Annotated in this window: 16 protein-coding genes; 8 read left to right on the top strand and 8 right to left on the bottom strand. The window is 62.9% G+C overall.

Going from position 1 to position 18,266, the window contains the following annotated elements:
• Nucleotides 1–3 precede the first annotated feature (3 nt).
• The 5 genes from ACIOVF_RS26525 to ACIOVF_RS26505 all read right to left on the bottom strand — a co-directional run bounded on the left by ACIOVF_RS26525 (nt 4) and on the right by ACIOVF_RS26505 (nt 6,801).
• Nucleotides 4–1,251, bottom strand: coding sequence for an ABC transporter permease (locus ACIOVF_RS26525; protein WP_045199309.1), 1,248 nt, complete (start codon nt 1,249–1,251; stop codon nt 4–6).
• Nucleotides 1,252–1,315: 64 nt separating this feature from the next.
• Entirely contained in the window at nt 1,316–2,347 is a 1,032-nt protein-coding gene (locus ACIOVF_RS26520; protein ID WP_093378974.1) for an ABC transporter substrate-binding protein, read from the bottom strand.
• A 40-nt stretch (nt 2,348–2,387) separates the two neighbouring features.
• Complete coding sequence (locus ACIOVF_RS26515) at nt 2,388–3,512, bottom strand: ABC transporter ATP-binding protein (protein WP_038998451.1); 1,125 nt, start codon at nt 3,510–3,512, stop codon at nt 2,388–2,390.
• A gap of 259 nt (nt 3,513–3,771) precedes the next feature.
• On the bottom strand, nt 3,772–4,401 hold the full coding sequence (locus tag ACIOVF_RS26510) for a response regulator transcription factor (RefSeq protein WP_093378971.1): 630 nt from the start codon (nt 4,399–4,401) through the stop codon (nt 3,772–3,774).
• Between the two features lie 9 nt (nt 4,402–4,410).
• Nucleotides 4,411–6,801 (bottom strand): PAS domain S-box protein, encoded by a 2,391-nt coding sequence (locus ACIOVF_RS26505; protein ID WP_401293762.1) that lies wholly within the window; start codon nt 6,799–6,801, stop codon nt 4,411–4,413.
• Between the two features lie 94 nt (nt 6,802–6,895).
• On the opposite strand from ACIOVF_RS26505, the gene ACIOVF_RS26500 reads away from it, so the two are divergent.
• On the top strand, nt 6,896–7,900 hold the full coding sequence (locus tag ACIOVF_RS26500) for an alpha/beta hydrolase family protein (protein WP_401293760.1): 1,005 nt from the start codon (nt 6,896–6,898) through the stop codon (nt 7,898–7,900).
• On the opposite strand, the gene ACIOVF_RS26495 is transcribed toward ACIOVF_RS26500, so the two are convergent.
• From ACIOVF_RS26495 to ACIOVF_RS26485, 3 genes are read right to left on the bottom strand one after another with little or no spacing between them, the layout of a single operon-like run.
• The gene (locus ACIOVF_RS26495) at nt 7,897–8,661 is read right to left on the bottom strand and encodes a DnaJ domain-containing protein (RefSeq protein ID WP_045199299.1); all 765 of its coding nucleotides are present in this window, start codon (nt 8,659–8,661) and stop codon (nt 7,897–7,899) included. The genes ACIOVF_RS26500 and ACIOVF_RS26495 overlap by 4 nt on opposite strands.
• A 1-nt stretch (nt 8,662) precedes the next feature.
• The gene (murU, locus tag ACIOVF_RS26490) at nt 8,663–9,334 is read right to left on the bottom strand and encodes an N-acetylmuramate alpha-1-phosphate uridylyltransferase MurU (protein ID WP_401293757.1); all 672 of its coding nucleotides are present in this window, start codon (nt 9,332–9,334) and stop codon (nt 8,663–8,665) included.
• Nucleotides 9,331–10,356, bottom strand: coding sequence for an aminoglycoside phosphotransferase family protein (locus tag ACIOVF_RS26485; RefSeq protein ID WP_258595121.1), 1,026 nt, complete (start codon nt 10,354–10,356; stop codon nt 9,331–9,333). The genes murU and ACIOVF_RS26485 overlap by 4 nt, the downstream gene beginning before the upstream one ends.
• Nucleotides 10,357–10,486: 130 nt before the next feature.
• Between ACIOVF_RS26485 and ACIOVF_RS26480 the strand changes: the two genes are divergently transcribed.
• The 7 genes from ACIOVF_RS26480 to glpE all read left to right on the top strand — a co-directional run bounded on the left by ACIOVF_RS26480 (nt 10,487) and on the right by glpE (nt 18,090).
• Complete coding sequence (locus ACIOVF_RS26480) at nt 10,487–13,297, top strand: LPS-assembly protein LptD (protein ID WP_401293754.1); 2,811 nt, start codon at nt 10,487–10,489, stop codon at nt 13,295–13,297.
• Nucleotides 13,278–14,597 carry a peptidylprolyl isomerase gene (locus tag ACIOVF_RS26475; RefSeq protein ID WP_045199291.1) on the top strand — a complete coding sequence of 440 codons (1,320 nt, stop codon included), beginning with the start codon at nt 13,278–13,280 and terminating at the stop codon, nt 14,595–14,597. Before ACIOVF_RS26480 ends, ACIOVF_RS26475 begins: the two co-directional genes overlap by 20 nt.
• Nucleotides 14,594–15,583 (top strand): 4-hydroxythreonine-4-phosphate dehydrogenase PdxA, encoded by a 990-nt coding sequence (gene pdxA / locus ACIOVF_RS26470; RefSeq protein WP_401293751.1) that lies wholly within the window; start codon nt 14,594–14,596, stop codon nt 15,581–15,583. The genes ACIOVF_RS26475 and pdxA overlap by 4 nt, the downstream gene beginning before the upstream one ends.
• On the top strand, nt 15,580–16,386 hold the full coding sequence (gene rsmA, locus ACIOVF_RS26465) for a 16S rRNA (adenine(1518)-N(6)/adenine(1519)-N(6))-dimethyltransferase RsmA (protein ID WP_045199287.1): 807 nt from the start codon (nt 15,580–15,582) through the stop codon (nt 16,384–16,386). The genes pdxA and rsmA overlap by 4 nt, the downstream gene beginning before the upstream one ends.
• Before the next feature lie 104 nt (nt 16,387–16,490).
• Nucleotides 16,491–16,871 (top strand): Co2+/Mg2+ efflux protein ApaG, encoded by a 381-nt coding sequence (apaG, locus tag ACIOVF_RS26460; protein ID WP_401293747.1) that lies wholly within the window; start codon nt 16,491–16,493, stop codon nt 16,869–16,871.
• On the top strand, nt 16,871–17,746 hold the full coding sequence (locus ACIOVF_RS26455) for a symmetrical bis(5'-nucleosyl)-tetraphosphatase (RefSeq protein ID WP_123565368.1): 876 nt from the start codon (nt 16,871–16,873) through the stop codon (nt 17,744–17,746). The genes apaG and ACIOVF_RS26455 overlap by 1 nt, the downstream gene beginning before the upstream one ends.
• A gap of 14 nt (nt 17,747–17,760) precedes the next feature.
• On the top strand, nt 17,761–18,090 hold the full coding sequence (gene glpE, locus ACIOVF_RS26450; RefSeq protein ID WP_045199281.1) for a thiosulfate sulfurtransferase GlpE: 330 nt from the start codon (nt 17,761–17,763) through the stop codon (nt 18,088–18,090).
• Nucleotides 18,091–18,266: the final 176 nt, after the last annotated feature.

Raw genomic sequence — 18,266 nt, 5'->3', positions numbered from 1 at the left:
TCCTCAGCTCAGGCGCAGGCGGCTGGCGCCGACCAGCCAGCTATAGATCAGGTAAAGCAGCACGGTGGCCAGCAACAGCAGGCCGCCCAGCGCGGTCGCCATGCCCCAGTTGATGCTGGTGTTGGTGTAGAAGGCCACGAAGTAGCTGACCATCTGGTCGTTGGGGCTGCCGAGCAGCGCCGGGGTGATGTAGTAGCCGATGGCGAGGATGAACACCAACAGGCAGCCCGCGCCTACGCCGGCGTAGGTTTGCGGGAAGTACACGCGCCAGAAGCTGGCGAACGGATGACAGCCCAGGGATATCGCCGCACGCATGTAGGTGGGCGAAATGCCCTTCATCACGCTGTAGATCGGCAGGATCATGAACGGCAGCAGGATGTGCACCATGGAGATGTACACCCCGGTGCGGTTGAACACCAGTTCCAGCGGTTTGTCGATGATGCCCATGGCCATCAGCGCGCTGTTGATCAGCCCGCCCGATTGCAGCAGCACGATCCAGGCCGCAACCCGCACCAGGATCGAGGTCCAGAACGGCAGCAGCACCAGAATCATCAGCAGGTTGCTCTGCCGGGTCGGCAGGTTGGCCAGCAGGTAGGCCAGCGGATAGGCCAGCACCAGGCAGATGGCGGTGATGACGAAGCCCATCCACAGGGTACGGGTGAAGATGTCCAGATAAATGGCCTGGTCCGGGGTGGCCTTGGCCAGCTCGCCGAGGTCATCGATACGATGGTCCAGGGCCGCCAGCAGGTAGAACGGGGTGACGCTACTGGTGTTACGGCGGATCGCCTGCCAGTAGGCCGGATCGCCCCAGCGCTCGTCCAGTTCCTGCAGGGCTTCTTTATAGGAAGCCGGCTCGGTCTTGAACGGCAACGCCCGCGCGGTCTTGGCCAGCAGGCTGCGATAGCCGGCCAGCTCCATGTTCAGACGCTTGGAGGTATCGCCCAGGGTCTGGTTCTTGCGTGCTTGCGCGAGGTCTTCGCTTAGCGCCTTATATACCGCCTCCCCTGGCAGGCCCTTGCCGTCCCACTCGGCCACAGCCGTCACAGTCAGCGGCAAGCCGCCGACCACTTCCGGGTTGCCCACGCTCTTGTACAACAGCGCGGCAATCGGCACGAGGAACACCAGCAGCAGAAACAGCGCCAGCGGTGCGATCAACGCTTGCGCCTTCCAGCGGTTGACCCGCTCGGCACGCTTGAGACGCTGCTTGAGGTTGGAACCGGCGCCTTCATTCAGGGGCACTGCGATGGCCATAGCGAACTCCGAAATCTTGAGAACAAGGAGCGCCGGCGGCAAGCCGGCGCCCCATCAGCAGCCCTTACTTGGCAGCCCAGGCGTTGAAGCGTTGCTCCAGCTGCTCGCTGTTGTCGGCCCAGAACGCCACGTCGATCTGCACCTGGTTGGCGATGTTTTCCGGGGTGGTCGGCATGTCTTTCTTGATCTCGTCGGACAGCAGCGCGACGGCCTTGGAGTTGGCCGGGCCGTAGGCGATGTTCTCGGAGTAGGTCTTCTGCTGTTCAGGCTGGACCGAATAGGCGATGAATTTCTTTGCCTCTTCAACATCCTTGGCGCCTTTGGGGATGGCCCAGGCGTCGAAGTCGTAGATACCGCCGTTCCATACGACTTTCAGGTTGCTCTCTTTTTGCACCGCGGCAATCCGGCCGTTGTAGGCCGAGCTCATGACCACGTCACCCGAGGCCAGGTACTGCGGCGGCTGGGCACCGGCTTCCCACCACTGGATGCTCGGCTTGAGCTCGTCGAGTTTCTTGAAGGCGCGGTCCTGGCCTTCTTTGGTGCCAAGCACCTTGTAGACGTCCTTGGGCGCAACGCCGTCGGCCATCAGGGCAAACTCCAGGGTGTACTTGGCGCCTTTGCGCAGGCCGCGCTTGCCCGGGAACTGCTTGGTGTCCCAGAAGTCGGCCCAGCTGGTCGGCGCGGTCTTCAGTTTGTCGGCGTTGTAGGCCATGACTGTGGACCAGACGAAGAAGCCGACACCGCACGGCTGGATAGCGCCCTTCACATAGTCGCTTTCGTTGCCGAACAGTGCAGGATCGAGCTCTTCGAACATGCCTTCATCACACCCACGGGCCAGCTCCGGCGACTCGACTTCCACCAGGTTCCACGACACGCTCTTGGTGTCGACCATGGCTTTGACCTTGGCCATTTCACCGTTGTACTCGCCAGCGACGATCTTGCCCTTGCCCGCCTTCTCCCATGGCTCGTAGAACGCCTTGACCTGGGCCGCCTTGTTGGCGCCGCCGAAGGAAATCACGGTCAGGTCGGCCGCCATGGCCTGGCTTGCCGCAAACAGGCCCAGGGTCAGGGCGGTCAACTTCAAGTGCTTGAGCATTATTATTCTCTCCACAGAACAGGGTTGGTGAAGCAAACCTTCAATTGGCTTCCAGCAGAGGATCGAGCGCGCGGGCGTGCTCCACCTGCCAGCCAAGCGGTACCACATCGCCCACGGCCAGGGCCGGGTCGAGTTCGGCAATCGGCTGCTTCACGAAGAAATCGGCCTTGCCGCAGACTTCCAGGCGTACCCGCACGTGGTCGCCCAGGTAGATGAATTCGGCCACGCGCCCGGAGAAACGGTTGACGCAGCTTTCGCTGTGGCCGTTGAGGCGCACGCGCTCGGGGCGGATCGACAGGGTTACCGGCTCGCCGGCCTGGCCGACATTGACCGCCAGCGCCTCGACCTTCTCGCCGCGCGGCAGCAATACCTGGCAACGTTCGCCGTCGTGGCTGAGCAGGCGGCCATTGATGCGGTTGTTTTCACCGATGAAGTTGGCGACAAAGGTGTTCTTTGGCTCTTCATACAGGGTGCGCGGGTCGGCGATCTGCTGGATCTCGCCCTGGTGGAATACCGCGACGCGGTCGGACATGGTCAGCGCTTCGCCCTGGTCGTGGGTCACGTAGACCACAGTGACGCCCAGGCGCTGGTGCAGGTGCTTGATCTCCATCTGCATGTGTTCGCGCAGTTGCTTGTCCAGAGCGCCCAGCGGTTCATCCATCAGTACCAGCTGCGGCTCGAACACCAGCGCCCGGGCCAAAGCCACCCGTTGCTGCTGGCCACCGGAAAGCTGGCCGGGGTAACGCTGGGCGAAAGCGTCGAGCTGGACCATGTTGAGCACGCGCTTGACCCGTTCGCTGATGTCGGTCTTGCTCAGGTTGCGCACGCTCAAAGGGAAGGCCAGGTTCTCGGCAACGGTCATGTGCGGAAACAGCGCGTAGTTCTGGAACACCATGCCGATGTCGCGCTTGTGCGGCGGCACGTTGTTAATGGAACGGCCAGCCAGCTGGATCTCGCCTGCAGTCGGCGTTTCGAAGCCGGCGAGCATCATCAGGCTGGTGGTTTTGCCGGAACCGGACGGGCCGAGCAAGGTGAGAAACTCACCCTTGCGGATATCCAGGTTGAGGTCTTTGACGATCAGCGATTCGCCGTCGTAGCTCTTCTGCACACCACGGAAGCTGACCAGCACTTCGCCGGTTGCAGCGCTCGAATTCACCTCACTCATACCCGCACCTTTTTGTTGGATGACTGCTGTATCCAAAGCCTAGTGAAGGCGGCAAGCGGCGCAAATCGGCGGTGGAGAGAGATTGATATCAGCAGGATGGAAGGCTTGGGGTAGGGATTGCCCTACAAGAGTGACGTTTTTGGATATGTGCATGGCAGGTTCAATGCTATCGCGGGTCAAGCCCGCTCCTACAGATCCCTACTTTGTAGGAGCGGGCTTGACCCGCGATGAGCTCAGCGCAATGTCGCTTCTGGAACACTCACAACAGCTTGTGCTCCATCGCGTACTTCACCAGCTCCGCCAGCGAGGTGACGTTGAGCTTCTGCATCAGCCGCGCCTTGTGAGTGCTGATGGTCTTGTTGCTCAGCGCCAGTTGCTGGGCAATATCGTTGACGTTAGCGCCCTGGGCCAGGCGCTCGAACACCGAGAATTCGCGCTCAGACAGCAATGAATGCAGCGGCCGGGCATCGGTGAGGCCGACCTCGAAGACCATGCGGTCAGCCAGGTCCGGGTCGATGTAACGCCCGCCACCGGCGACCCGACGAATCGCGGTGAGCAGCAATGCCGGATCACTGTCCTTGGTGGCGTAGCCGGCAGCGCCGACTTTCAGCGCCCGCGCTGCCATCTGCGCTTCGTCGTGCATCGACAGCACCAGGATCGCCGGTGGGTTGTTCAAGGCGCGAATCCGCGGGATCGCCTCCAGGCCATTGACCCCGGGCATGGAAATATCCAGCAGCACCACCTCACACTCGGTATGGCGCAAGGTTTCCAGCAGCTGTTCGCCATTGCCGGCCTCCCCCGCTACCTGCATGTCCTTGGCCAGGCCGATCAACTGCTTGATGCCTTCACGGACAATGGTGTGGTCTTCGGCAACCAGTACTCGAATCACGCAATGCTCCTAATCCAGGGGGATGGCCACGCTCAGGCTGGTGCCCTCGCCCGGCTCGCTTTCCAGGGCCATGCTGCCACCGAGCATCAGCACCCGCTCACGCATACCGACCAGGCCAAAGGACGTTGGCCGACTTTGCTCAAGGACAAACCCTACGCCATCATCGATCACCGTCAGGCGCAGGGTCTGGCCATCGAGACTCAGGCTGATCTGCACAGTATGCGCCTGGGCATGGCGCATGACATTGGTCAGCGCCTCTTGCAGGATGCGGAACAGGCCAATGGCCTTGGCATCACTCAAGGGTGGCAGATTCTCCGGTACCTGCACCAGGCAGGGGATCTGCGTGCGCGCCTCGAAACGCCGGGCCTGCCACTCGATGGCCGAAGCAATGCCGGCATCGAGGATCGGCGGGCGCAAGGCGGTGGCCACATCGCGCACCAGCTGGAACAGCTGGGCGATCAGGCGCTTCATGCTGCCCAGGCGCTCGTTGAGGCCGGGGTCCAGTTCGGCGTAGGCCAGTTCGCACATGGATGTTTCAAGCTTGAGCACCGTGAGCATCTGTCCCAGCTCATCGTGCACTTCCCGGGCAATACGGGCTTTTTCTTCCTCGCGAACGCTTTCCAGGTGCGCCGACAGTTCGCGCAGTTGCTCCTGTGAACGGGCCAGCTGGAGTTCGACGCGCTTGCTCTGGCTGATGTCCCAGACCACTCCGTCCCAGACCACCCGGCCATCCGCCAGGGTGCGGGTACTGGCCTTGATGTCGGCCCAGCGCTGCTCGCCCTGGCGGGTCAGGATCCGCCCTTGCCAGGACCAGTCGCTGTCAGTGGCCAGGGCCAGGTCCTGGACCCGGTGGTAATCGGCGCGGTCGTCAGGGTGCACCAGGTTGCGCAGGCCCATGTCCGGATGCTGCAACGCCGCAGGCGCATAGCCCACCAGGGCTTCACTGCCTTCACTGATGTAGGGGAACTCCAGCTCGCCTTCGGCCGGGTTGCGTTCAAGGCGAAACACCAGGCCGGGTACGTTGCCGGCAATACCCTTGAGCCGTGCCTCGCTCTCGCGCAGCGCCGCCAGGGCGCGCCTGCGTTCGGTGACATCGGCAAGAAACACCACCAGGTATTCGGCATCACGAAAGCGCAGAAAGCTCAGCGACACATCCACCGGCAGCAGGCTGCGATCGGCACGCAGGCACCGGGTTTCAAAATGCTGCGGGGCTTCATCGCTGGCACGGGCACGCTTCCACAGATCGAGCCAGCGGTCCATGTGCAGGTTCGGCTCGAAATCAATCAGCGGCCGATCGATCAGCGCCCCCGAGGGGTATCCGAGCATGCTTTCGGCGGCCCGGTTGGCATAGCGCACATGGCTGTCCCAGTTGACCCAGAGAATGCCCACGGTGCTCTGGTCGATGGAAAACTGGCTCAGGCGCAAGGCTTCTTCGCGGGCCTGGCGCTGGGCCAGGGTGTCGCGGGTGGCCAATAGACTGTGCTCGAGCTGCTGTAGTTGCCGACGCTGCCAAATGACGATGGCCACGCAACTGAGCAGCAGCGCCGCCAGCAACAGACCCAGGTTCTGCCAAAAGCCCGGGGATTCGCTCAGGCGCGGGTATTTAGGCTCCAGCCAGCGCTGGTGGAGTTGCTCCAGGTCCTTGGCCGGAACGGCCTGTAGGCCGCGCTCAAGAATCTCGGCCAGCTCCGGCCAGTCCCGGCGCGAGCCGACCCGCAGCAACTGCGGCAGGCCGATATCACCGACCACCACCAGCTCGCTGAATTCACTTTCCCGAGACAGACGGCTCAACTGCGCTTCATCTACCACGGCAAACCGCGCCTGTTCGCTGAGCACCAGCTGCAACGCCTGGCGCTCCTGAGGCACGCCTTGCAGGTTGAGGTTGGTGTAGGTGGCACGCAGGTAGTCGGCGACAGTGCTGGGCATGCGCACGGCGACCCGATCGGTACTGGCGAGCTTCTCCAGATCAACCGCCACCGCGCCAGTACGCGGGCCGACAATCAATTGCGGCACGCGCATGTAGGGATCGCTGAACAACCATAGGCGCAGGCTGGCAGGTGTCTGGGTCAGACCTGGGGCCAGATCGACTTCGCCGGCCTGCAGCGCATGCTCAAGGGCAGCCTGATCGGTAAAGTTGCGCCAGGTAAGGTCCAGCCCCAGCGAACGGCCAAGCCAGTTCATCAGCTCGACGTTGACCCCATAGAGCTGCTGCAGGCGCCGGTCGAACTGGGCAAAAGGTGCCTGCAGCACCAGCCCGACGCGCAGGCTGCGGTGTTGCTCAAGCCATTGCTGCTGGGCCGGCTCCAGCACAACCTGCGCAGGCGCGGCAGGCGAAGCTGCCCCTGTGATCAAGGGCAGGCAAAAACAGCCGATAAGCAACAGGCAGCGCAAAAGCTTCATCTGCACTCTCATCAAGGGTAGGACGGCCACCGAGCATGGCCGTCCTGAGCAAATACTATTAGGCTGCCGGTATTAATCTGGCCTGGATCGATCCATGTTCGCACTTTATCGCACGACGCTGCCGGCGTTATGCCTGTCACTGATACTACCTTGTACCGCACAAGCAGCCGCTGGCGAAACGCCAGAAGCGGCTGCCGACAGCAAACCTGCCGCAGTCGAACGCCAACCGCTGGCCGAACGCAGCCAGGAAGACGCCCAGGCCCTGGAACGCCAGGTTCCTGCAGCCGAACAGCAAACCCTGCAGGCTGGCAGCGACAGCTTCCTGGCCCTGTGGAAACCGGCCAACACTGCCGAACCCGAAGGCGCCCTGATCATTCTTGCCGGTGCTGGCGAAAATGCCGACTGGCCGAAAACCGTCGGCCCGCTGCGGCGCAAGTTTCCCGATGCCGGTTGGCACAGCCTGAGCCTGGCCCAGCCGGATTTGCTTGCCAGCGCCCCGCAGGCGCGCGTCGAAGTGCCCCCGGCAGTGGAAAAAAAGGCCGAGCCAGGCGAAAGCGCACCGGCCAAGGACACCCCGGCCAATGCCAACGCCAGTATCGAGCAGGCCACGGCAGCCGAAAGCGAGAACAGCGAAAGTATCGAACAAGCGAAGGCGCCGGTCGACGATGACAAGGCCGATGCCGAACGCATCTTCGCCCGCCTCGATGCGGCCGTTGCTTATGCCCAGCAACAGAATGCCCGCAGCATTGTCCTGCTCGGTAACGGCAGCGGCGCCTACTGGGCAGCGCGTTACTTGAGCGAACGGCAACCGGCCCAGGTGCAGAAGCTGGTAATGGTCGCCGCACAAACACCGGCCCAGGCCGAACAGAGCCTGGACAGCCTGGCGCCGAACCTCAAGGTAGCCACCGCAGACTTCTTCTACGCCACCCTGCCCCAGGCCAGGCGCGCCGCCGAGGAGCGCCTGCAAGCCAGTAAACGCTTGAAGGACGCCAACTACCGGCAGGTCAGCCTGACCGCCATGCCAGGCAACAGCGCGGCGGAACAGGAGCAATTGTTCCGCCGCATCCGCGGCTGGCTCAGCCCGGAAAAACTCGACTAGAAGCCACGGCGTTTACGGATGACGGCGTAAGCCTGATGCAGTTCGCGGGTTCGTTCGGTAGCCTCGCGAACCTGTGCGGGGCTGGCGCCATTGCCCACCAGCTTGTCCGGATGATGACGGCTGAGCAGGCGCCGGTAGGCTTGTTTGATCTGCCCGGCTTCGCTGTCGGCGCTGACCCCAAGCATGCGCAAGGCTTGTGGATAACCCAGCGTGCCATCGGCCAGCACAGCCTTTTGCGGTTCATAGTCCAGCGCCAGGGCCTGGACCTTGGCCGCCGACCAGCCAAGGGCCTGGCCCCACGCCAGCAGCAGCTCGCGTTCATGCCGGCCAGCCTGGCCATCAGCCCAGACCATGCGCCAGCATGCGCGCAACATGCCTTCGGCGGCATGCGGCTGTTGCTTGAGGCGGCGCAGATGAACACCCAGGCGCTCCTTGCCAGCCTTGCCACGATTGAACGCGGCGATGGCGCGGCGCCTGGCCGGTTCGCTCATTTCCAGGCGCTGCATCTCCACCCGTGCCTGCTGGATATGGCCATCGACCACCCGTCCGTCGCTCTTGGCCAGGCGCCCAAGCAGGACGAACAGTACCTCGTCGTCACGCAGCACCGGCCGCCCACCCAGGCGTTCACGCAGATGCGCCCAACTGTGCAACTGCAAACGGCGGTCCATCGCCTGGCCCAGCAACGCCCCCAGCAACGCCCCGGGAATACTGGCGATGGCAAAGCCTGCTCCGGCACCTATCACTGTGCTCGGCCACAACATGTCAGCGGCGCTCAGCGAGCAGTTGCTCGACTTCGGCCAGCCGCTCCAGGGTGCCGACATCCACCCAGTGCCCGCTGAAATGCTCACCACTGACCTGCCCGGCCGTCATCGCCTGGCGCAGCAGCGGCGCCAGCTTGAAGGCGCCGGCCTGGCAGTCGGCGAACAGCTGTGGGGCGAGGACGGCGATACCGCTGTAGGTCAGGGTGTCGGCATCGGCGTTGGCATCGCTGACCTGGCCTCTATCCAGACAGAAGTCACCCTTGCCATGATGGCCAGGGTTATTCACCAGCACCAGGTGGGCCAGGCCGTCGAGGTGCTTCGGCAGGCGGGCGAAGTCGTACTCGGTCCAGATATCGCCATTGACCAACACAAAAGGCTCATCGCCCAGCAACGGCAGGGCTTTGAAGATACCGCCGCCGGTTTCCAGCGGCTCACCTTCGGGTGAGTAACTGATGTTCAGGCCCCAGCGCGAACCATCGCCCAGGTGATCTTCGATCTGCTGCCCGAGCCAGGCGTGATTGATTACCACATCCTTGAGGCCGGCCGCTGCCAACGCACGCAGGTGGTACTCGATCAGCGGCATACCGGCCACCGGCACCAGCGGCTTGGGGGTGTGCAGGGTCAGCGGGCGCATGCGCTCGCCTTTGCCTGCAGCAAGAATCATCGCTTTCATGGACGCGCTCCGGCTGCGGCCTGCAGGCTATCGATCAGCTCATCGAGTTCGGCCAGCTCCGGCCTGCGCGCGATCACTTCATCTATATAGGCAAAGAAGCGCGGTACATCGGCCAGGTAACGCGGCTTGCCGTCGCGGTGGCAGATGCGCGCAAAGATGCCGATGACCTTGAGGTGACGCTGCACGCCCATCAGGTCGCTGGCGCGGTGGAAGTCCTCGAACTCGGCCTGCACCGGGATGCCCTTGGCCTGGGCGCGCTGCCAGTAATCCTCGAGCCAGCCCTGCACGCGTGCCTGCGGCCAGCTCAGGAAGGCATCCTTGAACAGGCAGGTGATGTCATAGGTGACCGGCCCGTACACCGCGTCCTGGAAGTCCAGCACGCCGGGGTTTGGCTTGCTGTCCATCAGGTTGCGTGGCATATAGTCGCGGTGCACCAGCACCTTTGGCTGGGCCAGGGCGCTGTCGATCAACAGGCTGCTGATACGCTGCCAGGCGGCCAGTTGCGCATCGGTAAAGCCCAGGCCCAGTTCGCGGCCGACGTACCACTCGGGGAACAGCTCAAGCTCGCGGCGCAACAGGGCCACGTCGTAGCTTGGCAGCGGCGCGTTCATCGGCAACTGCTGGAAGGCTAGCAGCGCATCAATGGCGTCGTTGAACAGGCCATCGGCGTTCTCGGCGTTGATCACATCGAGGTAGGTCTGGGTGCCCAGGTCGCTGAGCAACAGGAAACCACGTTCAAGGTCCTGGGCATGAATGACCGGAACATTGACCTCGGCCGTGGCCAGCAAGTGGGCAATATCAACGAATGGCCGGCAGTTTTCCTGCGGCGGTGGCGCATCCATGACAATAAAGCTGTGGCCTTCGGCCTGCCAGCGGAAGTAGCGGCGAAAGCTCGCATCGCTGCTGGCGGCGGTCAGGCTACCCGCGGGAACCGTGCCCCAGCCCTGTTTATGGAACAGATTTGCCAGCTGCTCGGCGAGCCAGACATTCAGGTGTTGCAAGCGTACATCGTGATCGGGCATTACAAGGGTCTCCGACGGCCCTAGCCGTCAAGCGGGTCATGCTTTATTATCCAGCATCTTTTTCAGACCATCGAGAGGCGTGCGGCCCCACACGCGGGCAGATGGCACGCAGGAAGCCCGGACTAATAAGATGGCATTGAAATCCCCCGCGTTTCGTAAAAAATTCCCGTTGCTGGTCACCGGCGGTTTGCTGGCGATGCAACCTCTGGCCACCCCATACGTGGTTGCCGCAGAGCAGTTCGACTGCCAAGTGTCTGCTGCCGGAGGCTGGGACTGCAAGCCCAAAACCCCTGCCGCCGCACTGCCGCCGCGCCCGGTGCACGCCGGAGCGGCCGCCAGCTCGTCCGGTGAAACGCCAGCCGGCTCCGGCGAGGTCGCCCAGGAGCAGGCTCAAGGTCCGGTGCTGGTCACCGAAGCCAAAGGCCGCGTGCTGAAATCCCGTAGCCCCGATGCCAGCCACCTGGATTGGGTCCCTCGTGACCAGCTCACCCCAGCCCAGCTCGCCGAAACCGGGCCTTACTGCGCCGGTGCCTACATCGAGCCGACCCGTCCGGGCATGACCGACACCACGCCCAAAGACGAGTCGCCGACCTTCATCGGTGCCAAGGTTTCGCGCTACCAGCAGGAGCAGCAGATCGCCACCCTCGCCGGTGACGTGGTCATGCGCCAGGGCAGCATGCAGGTCGAGGCCGACGAGGCCAACCTGTACCAGGCCGAGAACCGTGGTGAGCTGAGCGGCAATGTGAAGATTCGCGACAACGGTTCGCTGGTGGTCGGCGATCACGCCGACATCCAGCTCGACACCGGTGAAGCCAAGGTCGATAACGCCGAATACGTGATGCACAAATCGCGCATCCGCGGCAGCGCCCTGTACGCCAAGCGTGCTGAAAACGCCATCATCCGCCTCAAGGACGGTACTTACACCACCTGTGAGCCGAACAGCAACGCCTGGCAGCTCAAAGGCAACAACATTACCCTGAACCCGGCCACCGGCTTCGGTACCGCGACCAACGTCACCCTGCGGGTCAAGGATTTCCCGGTGTTCTACACACCGTACATCTACTTCCCGATCGATGACCGCCGCCAGTCCGGTTTCCTGCCGCCGTCGTTCAGCACCAGCAGCGATACCGGCTTCATGCTGGTCACGCCGTACTATTTCAACCTGGCGCCAAACTACGACGCCACCTTGTATCCACGCTACATGGCCAAGCGCGGCATGTTGATGGAAGGCGAGTTCCGCTACCTGACCAAGTCCAGCGAAGGACAGTTCGGTGGTGCCTACCTGAATGACAAGGATGATGACCGCAAGCTGCAGACGGACTACAAAGATCAGCGCTGGATGGTCAACTGGCAGCACAAGGGCGGCCTCGACGAGCGCCTGATGACTGAAGTCGACTACACCGACTTCAGCGACCCGTTCTACTTCCAGGACCTGGAATCGGATCAGATCGGTGTCGAAAGCCGGGACTTCGTCAATCAGCAAGGTGCGTTGACCTATCGCGGCGATACCTACACCGCGCGGCTGAACGTGCAGGCTTTCGAGCTGGCGACCATTTCGCAGATCACCCCGTATGACCGCCTGCCGCAGGTCACTTTCAACGGCATGCTGCCTTTCCACCCGGGCGGCATGAACTTCACCTACGAATCCGAGGCTGTACGCTTCGAGCGTGATCTGAAGAACGGCACCGTCTTCGATAAGGACGGCAAGCTCGATACCAGCGTTCGGCCTGACGGCGGCCGCATCGACCAGAACATCACCGGCCTGGCCCGCGCCAACGGTACTCGCCTGCACCTGGCGCCGACCATCAGCCTGCCGATGGAAGCAAGCTATGGCTATGTACGGCCATCGCTCAAGTACGCCTACACCCACTACGACCTTGACCTCGACAGTCAGGGCAAGGCCCAGGCGCCAGGCCAGCCGCGCGAATTCGGCCGGTTCAACTCTTCGCAGGATCGCGATGTTCCGATCGTCAGCGTCGACAGCGGCCTGTACTTCGACCGCAGCACCCAGTGGTTCGGCAAGAACTACACCCAGACCCTGGAACCACGTCTGTACTACCTGTACGTCCCGTACAAGAACCAGATGGACATCCCGGTCTTCGACACCAGCGAGTACACCTTCAACTACGCCTCGCTGTTTCGCGACAACCGTTTCAGCGGTAACGACCGTATCGGCGACGAGAACAAGCTGTCGCTGGGCGTGACCAACCGCTGGATCGAAGAGAACGGCTTTGAACGTCAGCGCCTGAGCGTTGGCCAGGCCCTGTACTTCAAGGACCGCAAGGTTCAGTTGCCTGGCATTGCCTACAAGGACCGTCAGGACGCACAGTCGGACGTTTCCCCGTACGCACTGGAATACGAATACCGCTTCAACCGCGACTGGCGCTTCAATTCCGACTTCAACTGGGATCCGGACAGCCGCAGCACCCGTTCGGGCAGCGCGATGTTCCATTACCAGCCTGAAGACAACGTCAACAAGGTGGTCAACCTCGGTTACCGCTACCGCAACGACATGGTCATCTACAACAGCGCCACTGGTCGCTGGCAGGTAGGTGGTGGCGACTATGGCCAGCCGGGTGATGCGAACTACATCAAGGACTACTACAAGATCCAGCAGCATGACTTCTCGGTCATGTGGCCGATCGTTCCGCAGTGGACCGCGATCGCGCGCTGGCAGCATGACTACAACCGCAACCGCACGCTGGAAGCCTTCGGTGGTTTCGAATATGACAACTGCTGCTGGAAGCTGCGTCTGATCAACCGTTACTGGATCGATTACGACGATTACAGCCAGGCAATTCCGCAAAACGAAAAAGGCGACCACGGCGTCTTCCTGCAGATTGTGCTGAAAGGCCTCGGCGGCGTAGTGGGCAACAAGGTCGAGTCTTTCCTCGACCAGGGCATTCAAGGTTATCGTACTCGTGAAGACCAAGCTTACTGATTGTCTGCGCCCGCTGTTGCTGGGCGCGGTATTGCTGACCGGCACGGCGCACGCCGCCGTGCAACCCCTGGACAGCGTTGTGGCCATCGTCGATAACGACGTGGTGATGAAAAGCCAGCTGGACAGCCGCGTACGCGAAGTCCAGCAGACCATCGCCAAGCGTGGCGGCCAGGTGCCGCCCGCCGGTGTCCTGGACCAACAGGTGCTCGAGCGCCTGATCGTCGAGAACCTGCAACTGCAGATCGGCGATCGCTCGGGCATCCGCATCACCGACGAAGAACTGAACCAGGCCATCGGCACCATTGCCCAGCGCAATGGCATGAACCTGGAGCAGTTCCGCGCCGCTTTGGCCCACGACGGCCTGTCGTACGAAGATGCCCGCGAGCAGGTTCGACGCGAGATGATCATCAGCCGCGTGCGTCAGCGCCGGGTTGCCGAGCGCATCCAGGTCTCGGAGCAGGAAGTGAAAAACTTCCTCGCCTCGGAGCAAGGCCAGATGCAACTGTCGGAAGAATGGCGCCTGGCCAATATCCTGATCCCGACCCCGGAAAGCGCCAACTCGGCGCAGATCCAGGCGGCCGCGCAAAAGGCTGGTGAGGTCTACTCGCGCCTGAAAAGCGGTGCCGACTTCGGCCAGATGGCAATCGCCAGCTCCGCCAGCGAAAACGCCCTGGAAGGCGGCGAAATGGGCTGGCGCAAAGCCGGTCAGCTGCCGCCGGAGCTCGCCAAGCTGCTCAGCAGCCTGAGCGTTGGTGACGTGACTCAGCCACTGCGTATTCCTACCGGTTTCCTCATCATCAAGATGCAGGAAAAACGCGGTGGCGGTGGTGCCACCATGCGCGACGAAGTGCATGTCCGCCACATCCTGATCAAGCCAAGCGAGATTCGCAGCGAAGCGGCGACCAAGGAACTGGCGCAACGGCTGTATGACCGCATCCAGAACGGCGAAGATTTCGCCACGCTGGCCAAGAGCTTCTCCGAAGACCCTGGCTCGGCACTCAATGGCGGCGACCTCAACTGGATCGATCCAAGCGCCCTGGTGCCAGAGTTCCGCGAAGAAATGGCCAACGCCCAACAGGGCCAGGTGACCAAGCCATTCAAGACCCAGTATGGCTGGCACGTGCTCGAAGTGCTGGGCCGCCGCGCCACCGACAGCACCGAACAGGCCCGCGAGCAACAAGCGATGAACGTACTGCGCAACCGCAAGTACGATGAAGAACTGCAGACCTGGCTGCGTCAGATCCGTGACGAAGCCTACGTCGAAATCAAGCTTCCTGGCGCCGATCAGGCCGCGCAGTGAAACCGCAGCGCTTCGCCCTCACACCCGGCGAGCCGGCCGGCATAGGTCCTGACCTGTGCCTGCTGCTCGCCACGCAAGCCCAGCCGCACCCCCTGATTGCCATTACCAGCCGTGACCTGCTCGCCGAGCGGGCCACGCAGCTGGGCGTGGCCGTCACGCTGCTGCCGGTGAGCCTCGACGCCCTCCCAGACCAGCCCGCTCCGGCAGGCAGCCTGTATGTCTGGGACACGCCGCTGCAAAACCCGGTGGTTGCCGGCCAGCTGGACAAAGCCAACGCCGCATTCGTCCTGCAAACCCTCACCCGCGCCGGGCAAGGCTGCCTGGACGGGCATTTCGCCGGGATGATCACCGCACCGGTGCACAAGGGCGTGATCAACGAAAGCGGTATCGCCTTTTCCGGGCACACCGAGTTTCTCGCCGACCTGACCAACACCGCGCAAGTGGTGATGATGCTGGCGACCCGCGGCCTGCGCGTGGCCCTGGTGACCACGCACCTGCCGCTGCGCGAGGTTGCCGACGCCATCACCAGCGAGCGCCTGGAGCGCGTCACGCGGATCCTGCATGCTGACCTGCAACACAAGTTCGGCATAGCCAACCCGCGCATCCTGGTCTGCGGCCTCAACCCGCATGCCGGCGAGGGTGGCCACCTGGGCCACGAAGAAATAGACACCATCGAACCGACATTGGCGCGCCTGCGCAGCGAAGGCATAGACCTTCGCGGCCCGTTGCCCGCCGACACCCTGTTTACCCCCAAATATCTGGAGCACTGCGATGCAGTGCTGGCGATGTACCACGACCAGGGCCTGCCCGTGCTCAAGTACAAAGGCTTCGGCGCTGCGGTCAACGTGACCCTGGGCCTGCCGATCATCCGCACCTCGGTCGACCACGGCACCGCCCTGGACCTGGCCGGCAGCGGCAAGATCGACACCGGCAGCCTGCAGGTCGCCCTGGAAACCGCCTACCAGATGGCCGAGACCCGAAAATGACCGAGCAATACCAACACAAGGCGCGCAAGCGCTTTGGCCAGAACTTCCTGCACGACGCCGGGGTCATCGACCGCATCCTGCGCTCGATCCACGCCAAGGCCGGCGAGCGCATGCTGGAAATCGGCCCGGGCCAGGGCGCCCTGACCTCCGGCCTGCTGGCCAGCGGCGCGCAGCTGGACGTGGTCGAGCTGGACAAAGACCTGGTACCGATCCTCAACCAGCAGTTCGCTAACCGCGACAACTTTCGCCTGCACCAGGGCGATGCACTGAAGTTCGACTTCACCACCCTCGGCGCTGCCCCCCACAGCCTGCGCGTGGTCGGCAACCTGCCGTATAACATCTCGACGCCACTGATCTTCCACCTGCTGGCCAACGCCGAGCTGATCCGCGACATGCATTTCATGCTGCAGAAGGAAGTGGTCGAGCGCCTGGCCGCAGGCCCTGGCGGTGGTGACTGGGGCCGTCTGTCGATCATGGTGCAGTACCACTGCCGGGTCGAACACCTGTTCAACGTCGGTCCCGGCGCGTTCAACCCGCCGCCCAAGGTCGATTCAGCGATCGTGCGCCTGGTGCCACACGAAACCCTGCCGTTCCCGGCCAAGGACCATCGCCTGCTCGAACGCATCGTTCGCGAAGCCTTCAACCAGCGCCGCAAAACCCTGCGCAACACCCTCAAGGCCCTGCTCAGTAGCGACGCCATTGAAGCTGCCGGCGTCGATGGCAGCCTGCGCCCCGAGCAACTCGACCTCGCCGCCTTCGTGCGCCTGGCCGACAAGCTGGCCGAGCAACAGGGCGCCGCGTAACCTGCGCCATAGGCCAGTCATGCCCGCATGACTGGCCGGCTACCCCGCCGATAGCCTAGACTGACGCCATCGCCGTATCCGCGTCTGTTGCCAAGGCCCCTTGCATGTCTGATCCCCGTTACCAGATCGACGTCAGCGTCGTGACCCGCTTTCTCAAAGAACAATCCGAACCCGAAAACAACCGTTTCGCCTTCGCCTATACCATTACGGTGAAGAACAATGGCTCTGTGACCGCCAAGCTGATGTCACGACACTGGCTGATCACCAACGGTGATGGCCATGTCGAAGAGGTCAAGGGCGCCGGTGTGATCGGCCAGCAACCGACCATCGAACCCGGGCAAAGCCACACCTACAGCAGCGGCGCGGTCATCAGCACCAAAGTCGGCACCATGCAGGGCAGCTATCAGATGTTTGCCGAGGACGGTAAGCGTTTCGACGCCGTCATTGCCCCCTTTCGCCTCGCCGTCCCCGGAGCCCTGCACTGATGGCGGTATACGCAGTCGGAGACCTGCAAGGCTGCCTGCAGCCGCTCAAGTGCCTGCTCGAACGGGTGAGCTTCGATCCAAAGGTCGACCGCCTGTGGCTGGTCGGCGATCTGGTCAACCGCGGCCCGGAATCACTGGAAACCTTGCGCTTCCTTTATTCCATCCGCGAATCGCTGGTGTGCGTACTGGGCAACCATGACCTGCACCTGCTGGCCGCCTGGCACAACATCGAGCGCCTGAAAAAAAGCGACACCCTGCGCGAAATTCTCGATGCGCCAGATGCTGGCGAACTGCTCGACTGGCTGCGCCGGCAAAAGCTGCTGCATTACGACGAGCAGCGCGGCGTAGTGCTGGTACACGCCGGCATCCCGCCGCAGTGGACCCTGGGCAAGGCCCTGGAGCTGGCAGGCGAAGTTGAGGAAGCGCTGCGCGACGACAATCGCTTCAAGCCCTACCTCGATGGCATGTACGGTAACGAGCCGAACAAGTGGAGCAAGGACCTGAGCGGCGTCACTCGCCTGCGGGTGATCACCAACTACTTCACCCGCATGCGCTTTTGCACCAGCGAAGGCAAGCTCGACCTCAAGGGCAAGGAAGGCGCCGACACCGCCCCGCCCGGCTACAAGCCCTGGTTCGCCCACAAGGGCCGCCGCTCACGGCATGTGAAGATCATCTTCGGCCATTGGGCCGCCCTTGAAGGGCGCTGCAAGGAGCCCGGGGTGATCGCCCTGGACACCGGCTGCGTCTGGGGTGGCGCGATGACCCTGTACAACGTCGATACCGGCGCATTGCAGCGCTGTGAATGCACCGAGCAAGGCACCCCGCGCACGCAGCCTGCGTCCGCACAACCGGCTAGAATGAACGACCAGTCCTGAAGGAAACCGTACCCATGAGCGAATTCAAACGCATCCCTCCCGAGCAGGCCCAGGCACTGCGCGAGCAAGGTGCGGTCGTGGTCGATATTCGCGACCCGCAAGCCTTTGCCGCCGGCCACATTACCGGCGCAAGCCACCTGGACAATCACTCGGTAGCGGACTTCATCCGCACTGCCGATCTCGATGCCCCCACCGTAGTGGTCTGCTATCACGGTAACTCCAGCCAGAGCGCTGCCGCCTACCTGATCAGCCAGGGCTTTTCCGACGTCTACAGCCTCGATGGCGGCTTCGAGCTGTGGCGTGGCACCTACCCTGCAGAAACCGCCCAAGGCACTGCCGAATAATTTTTTTCATCTCTCGCAGCCCGCGTCCTGTGCGGGCTCGCGCCTGGCCAGACGAACGGTCATGGCGAACTTCATGTACAACCGCCCTTGACCTCCCCGATAACGAACTATCCTTAAGCGCAGGCCATCCAAAAAGGGGAGAGCCGGTACACCGGCGTGCGGGTCATCGGTAGCGA

This window comes from Pseudomonas sp. NPDC087612 (genome assembly GCF_044743505.1).
GTDB lineage: Bacteria > Pseudomonadota > Gammaproteobacteria > Pseudomonadales > Pseudomonadaceae > Aquipseudomonas.
The sequence above is the reverse complement of the archived record's forward strand: the minus strand, read 5'-3'. Positions and strand labels throughout refer to the sequence as shown.

Bases quoted from the DNA above. Each gene is read 5' to 3' on its own strand.
- murU (WP_401293757.1), bottom strand. From the start codon at position 9,334: ATGAAAGCGATGATTCTTGCTGCAGGCAAAGGCGAGCGCATGCGCCCG.
- ACIOVF_RS26505 (WP_401293762.1), bottom strand. From the start codon at position 6,801: ATGAAGCTTTTGCGCTGCCTGTTGCTTATCGGCTGTTTTTGCCTGCCC.
- ACIOVF_RS26500 (WP_401293760.1), top strand. From the start codon at position 6,896: ATGTTCGCACTTTATCGCACGACGCTGCCGGCGTTATGCCTGTCACTG.
- ACIOVF_RS26495 (WP_045199299.1), bottom strand. From the start codon at position 8,661: ATGTTGTGGCCGAGCACAGTGATAGGTGCCGGAGCAGGCTTTGCCATC.
- apaG (WP_401293747.1), top strand. From the start codon at position 16,491: ATGTCTGATCCCCGTTACCAGATCGACGTCAGCGTCGTGACCCGCTTT.
- ACIOVF_RS26455 (WP_123565368.1), top strand. From the start codon at position 16,871: ATGGCGGTATACGCAGTCGGAGACCTGCAAGGCTGCCTGCAGCCGCTC.
- ACIOVF_RS26515 (WP_038998451.1), bottom strand. From the start codon at position 3,512: ATGAGTGAGGTGAATTCGAGCGCTGCAACCGGCGAAGTGCTGGTCAGC.
- ACIOVF_RS26520 (WP_093378974.1), bottom strand. From the start codon at position 2,347: ATGCTCAAGCACTTGAAGTTGACCGCCCTGACCCTGGGCCTGTTTGCG.
- ACIOVF_RS26485 (WP_258595121.1), bottom strand. From the start codon at position 10,356: ATGCCCGATCACGATGTACGCTTGCAACACCTGAATGTCTGGCTCGCC.
- glpE (WP_045199281.1), top strand. From the start codon at position 17,761: ATGAGCGAATTCAAACGCATCCCTCCCGAGCAGGCCCAGGCACTGCGC.
- ACIOVF_RS26525 (WP_045199309.1), bottom strand. From the start codon at position 1,251: ATGGCCATCGCAGTGCCCCTGAATGAAGGCGCCGGTTCCAACCTCAAG.
- rsmA (WP_045199287.1), top strand. From the start codon at position 15,580: ATGACCGAGCAATACCAACACAAGGCGCGCAAGCGCTTTGGCCAGAAC.
- ACIOVF_RS26480 (WP_401293754.1), top strand. From the start codon at position 10,487: ATGGCATTGAAATCCCCCGCGTTTCGTAAAAAATTCCCGTTGCTGGTC.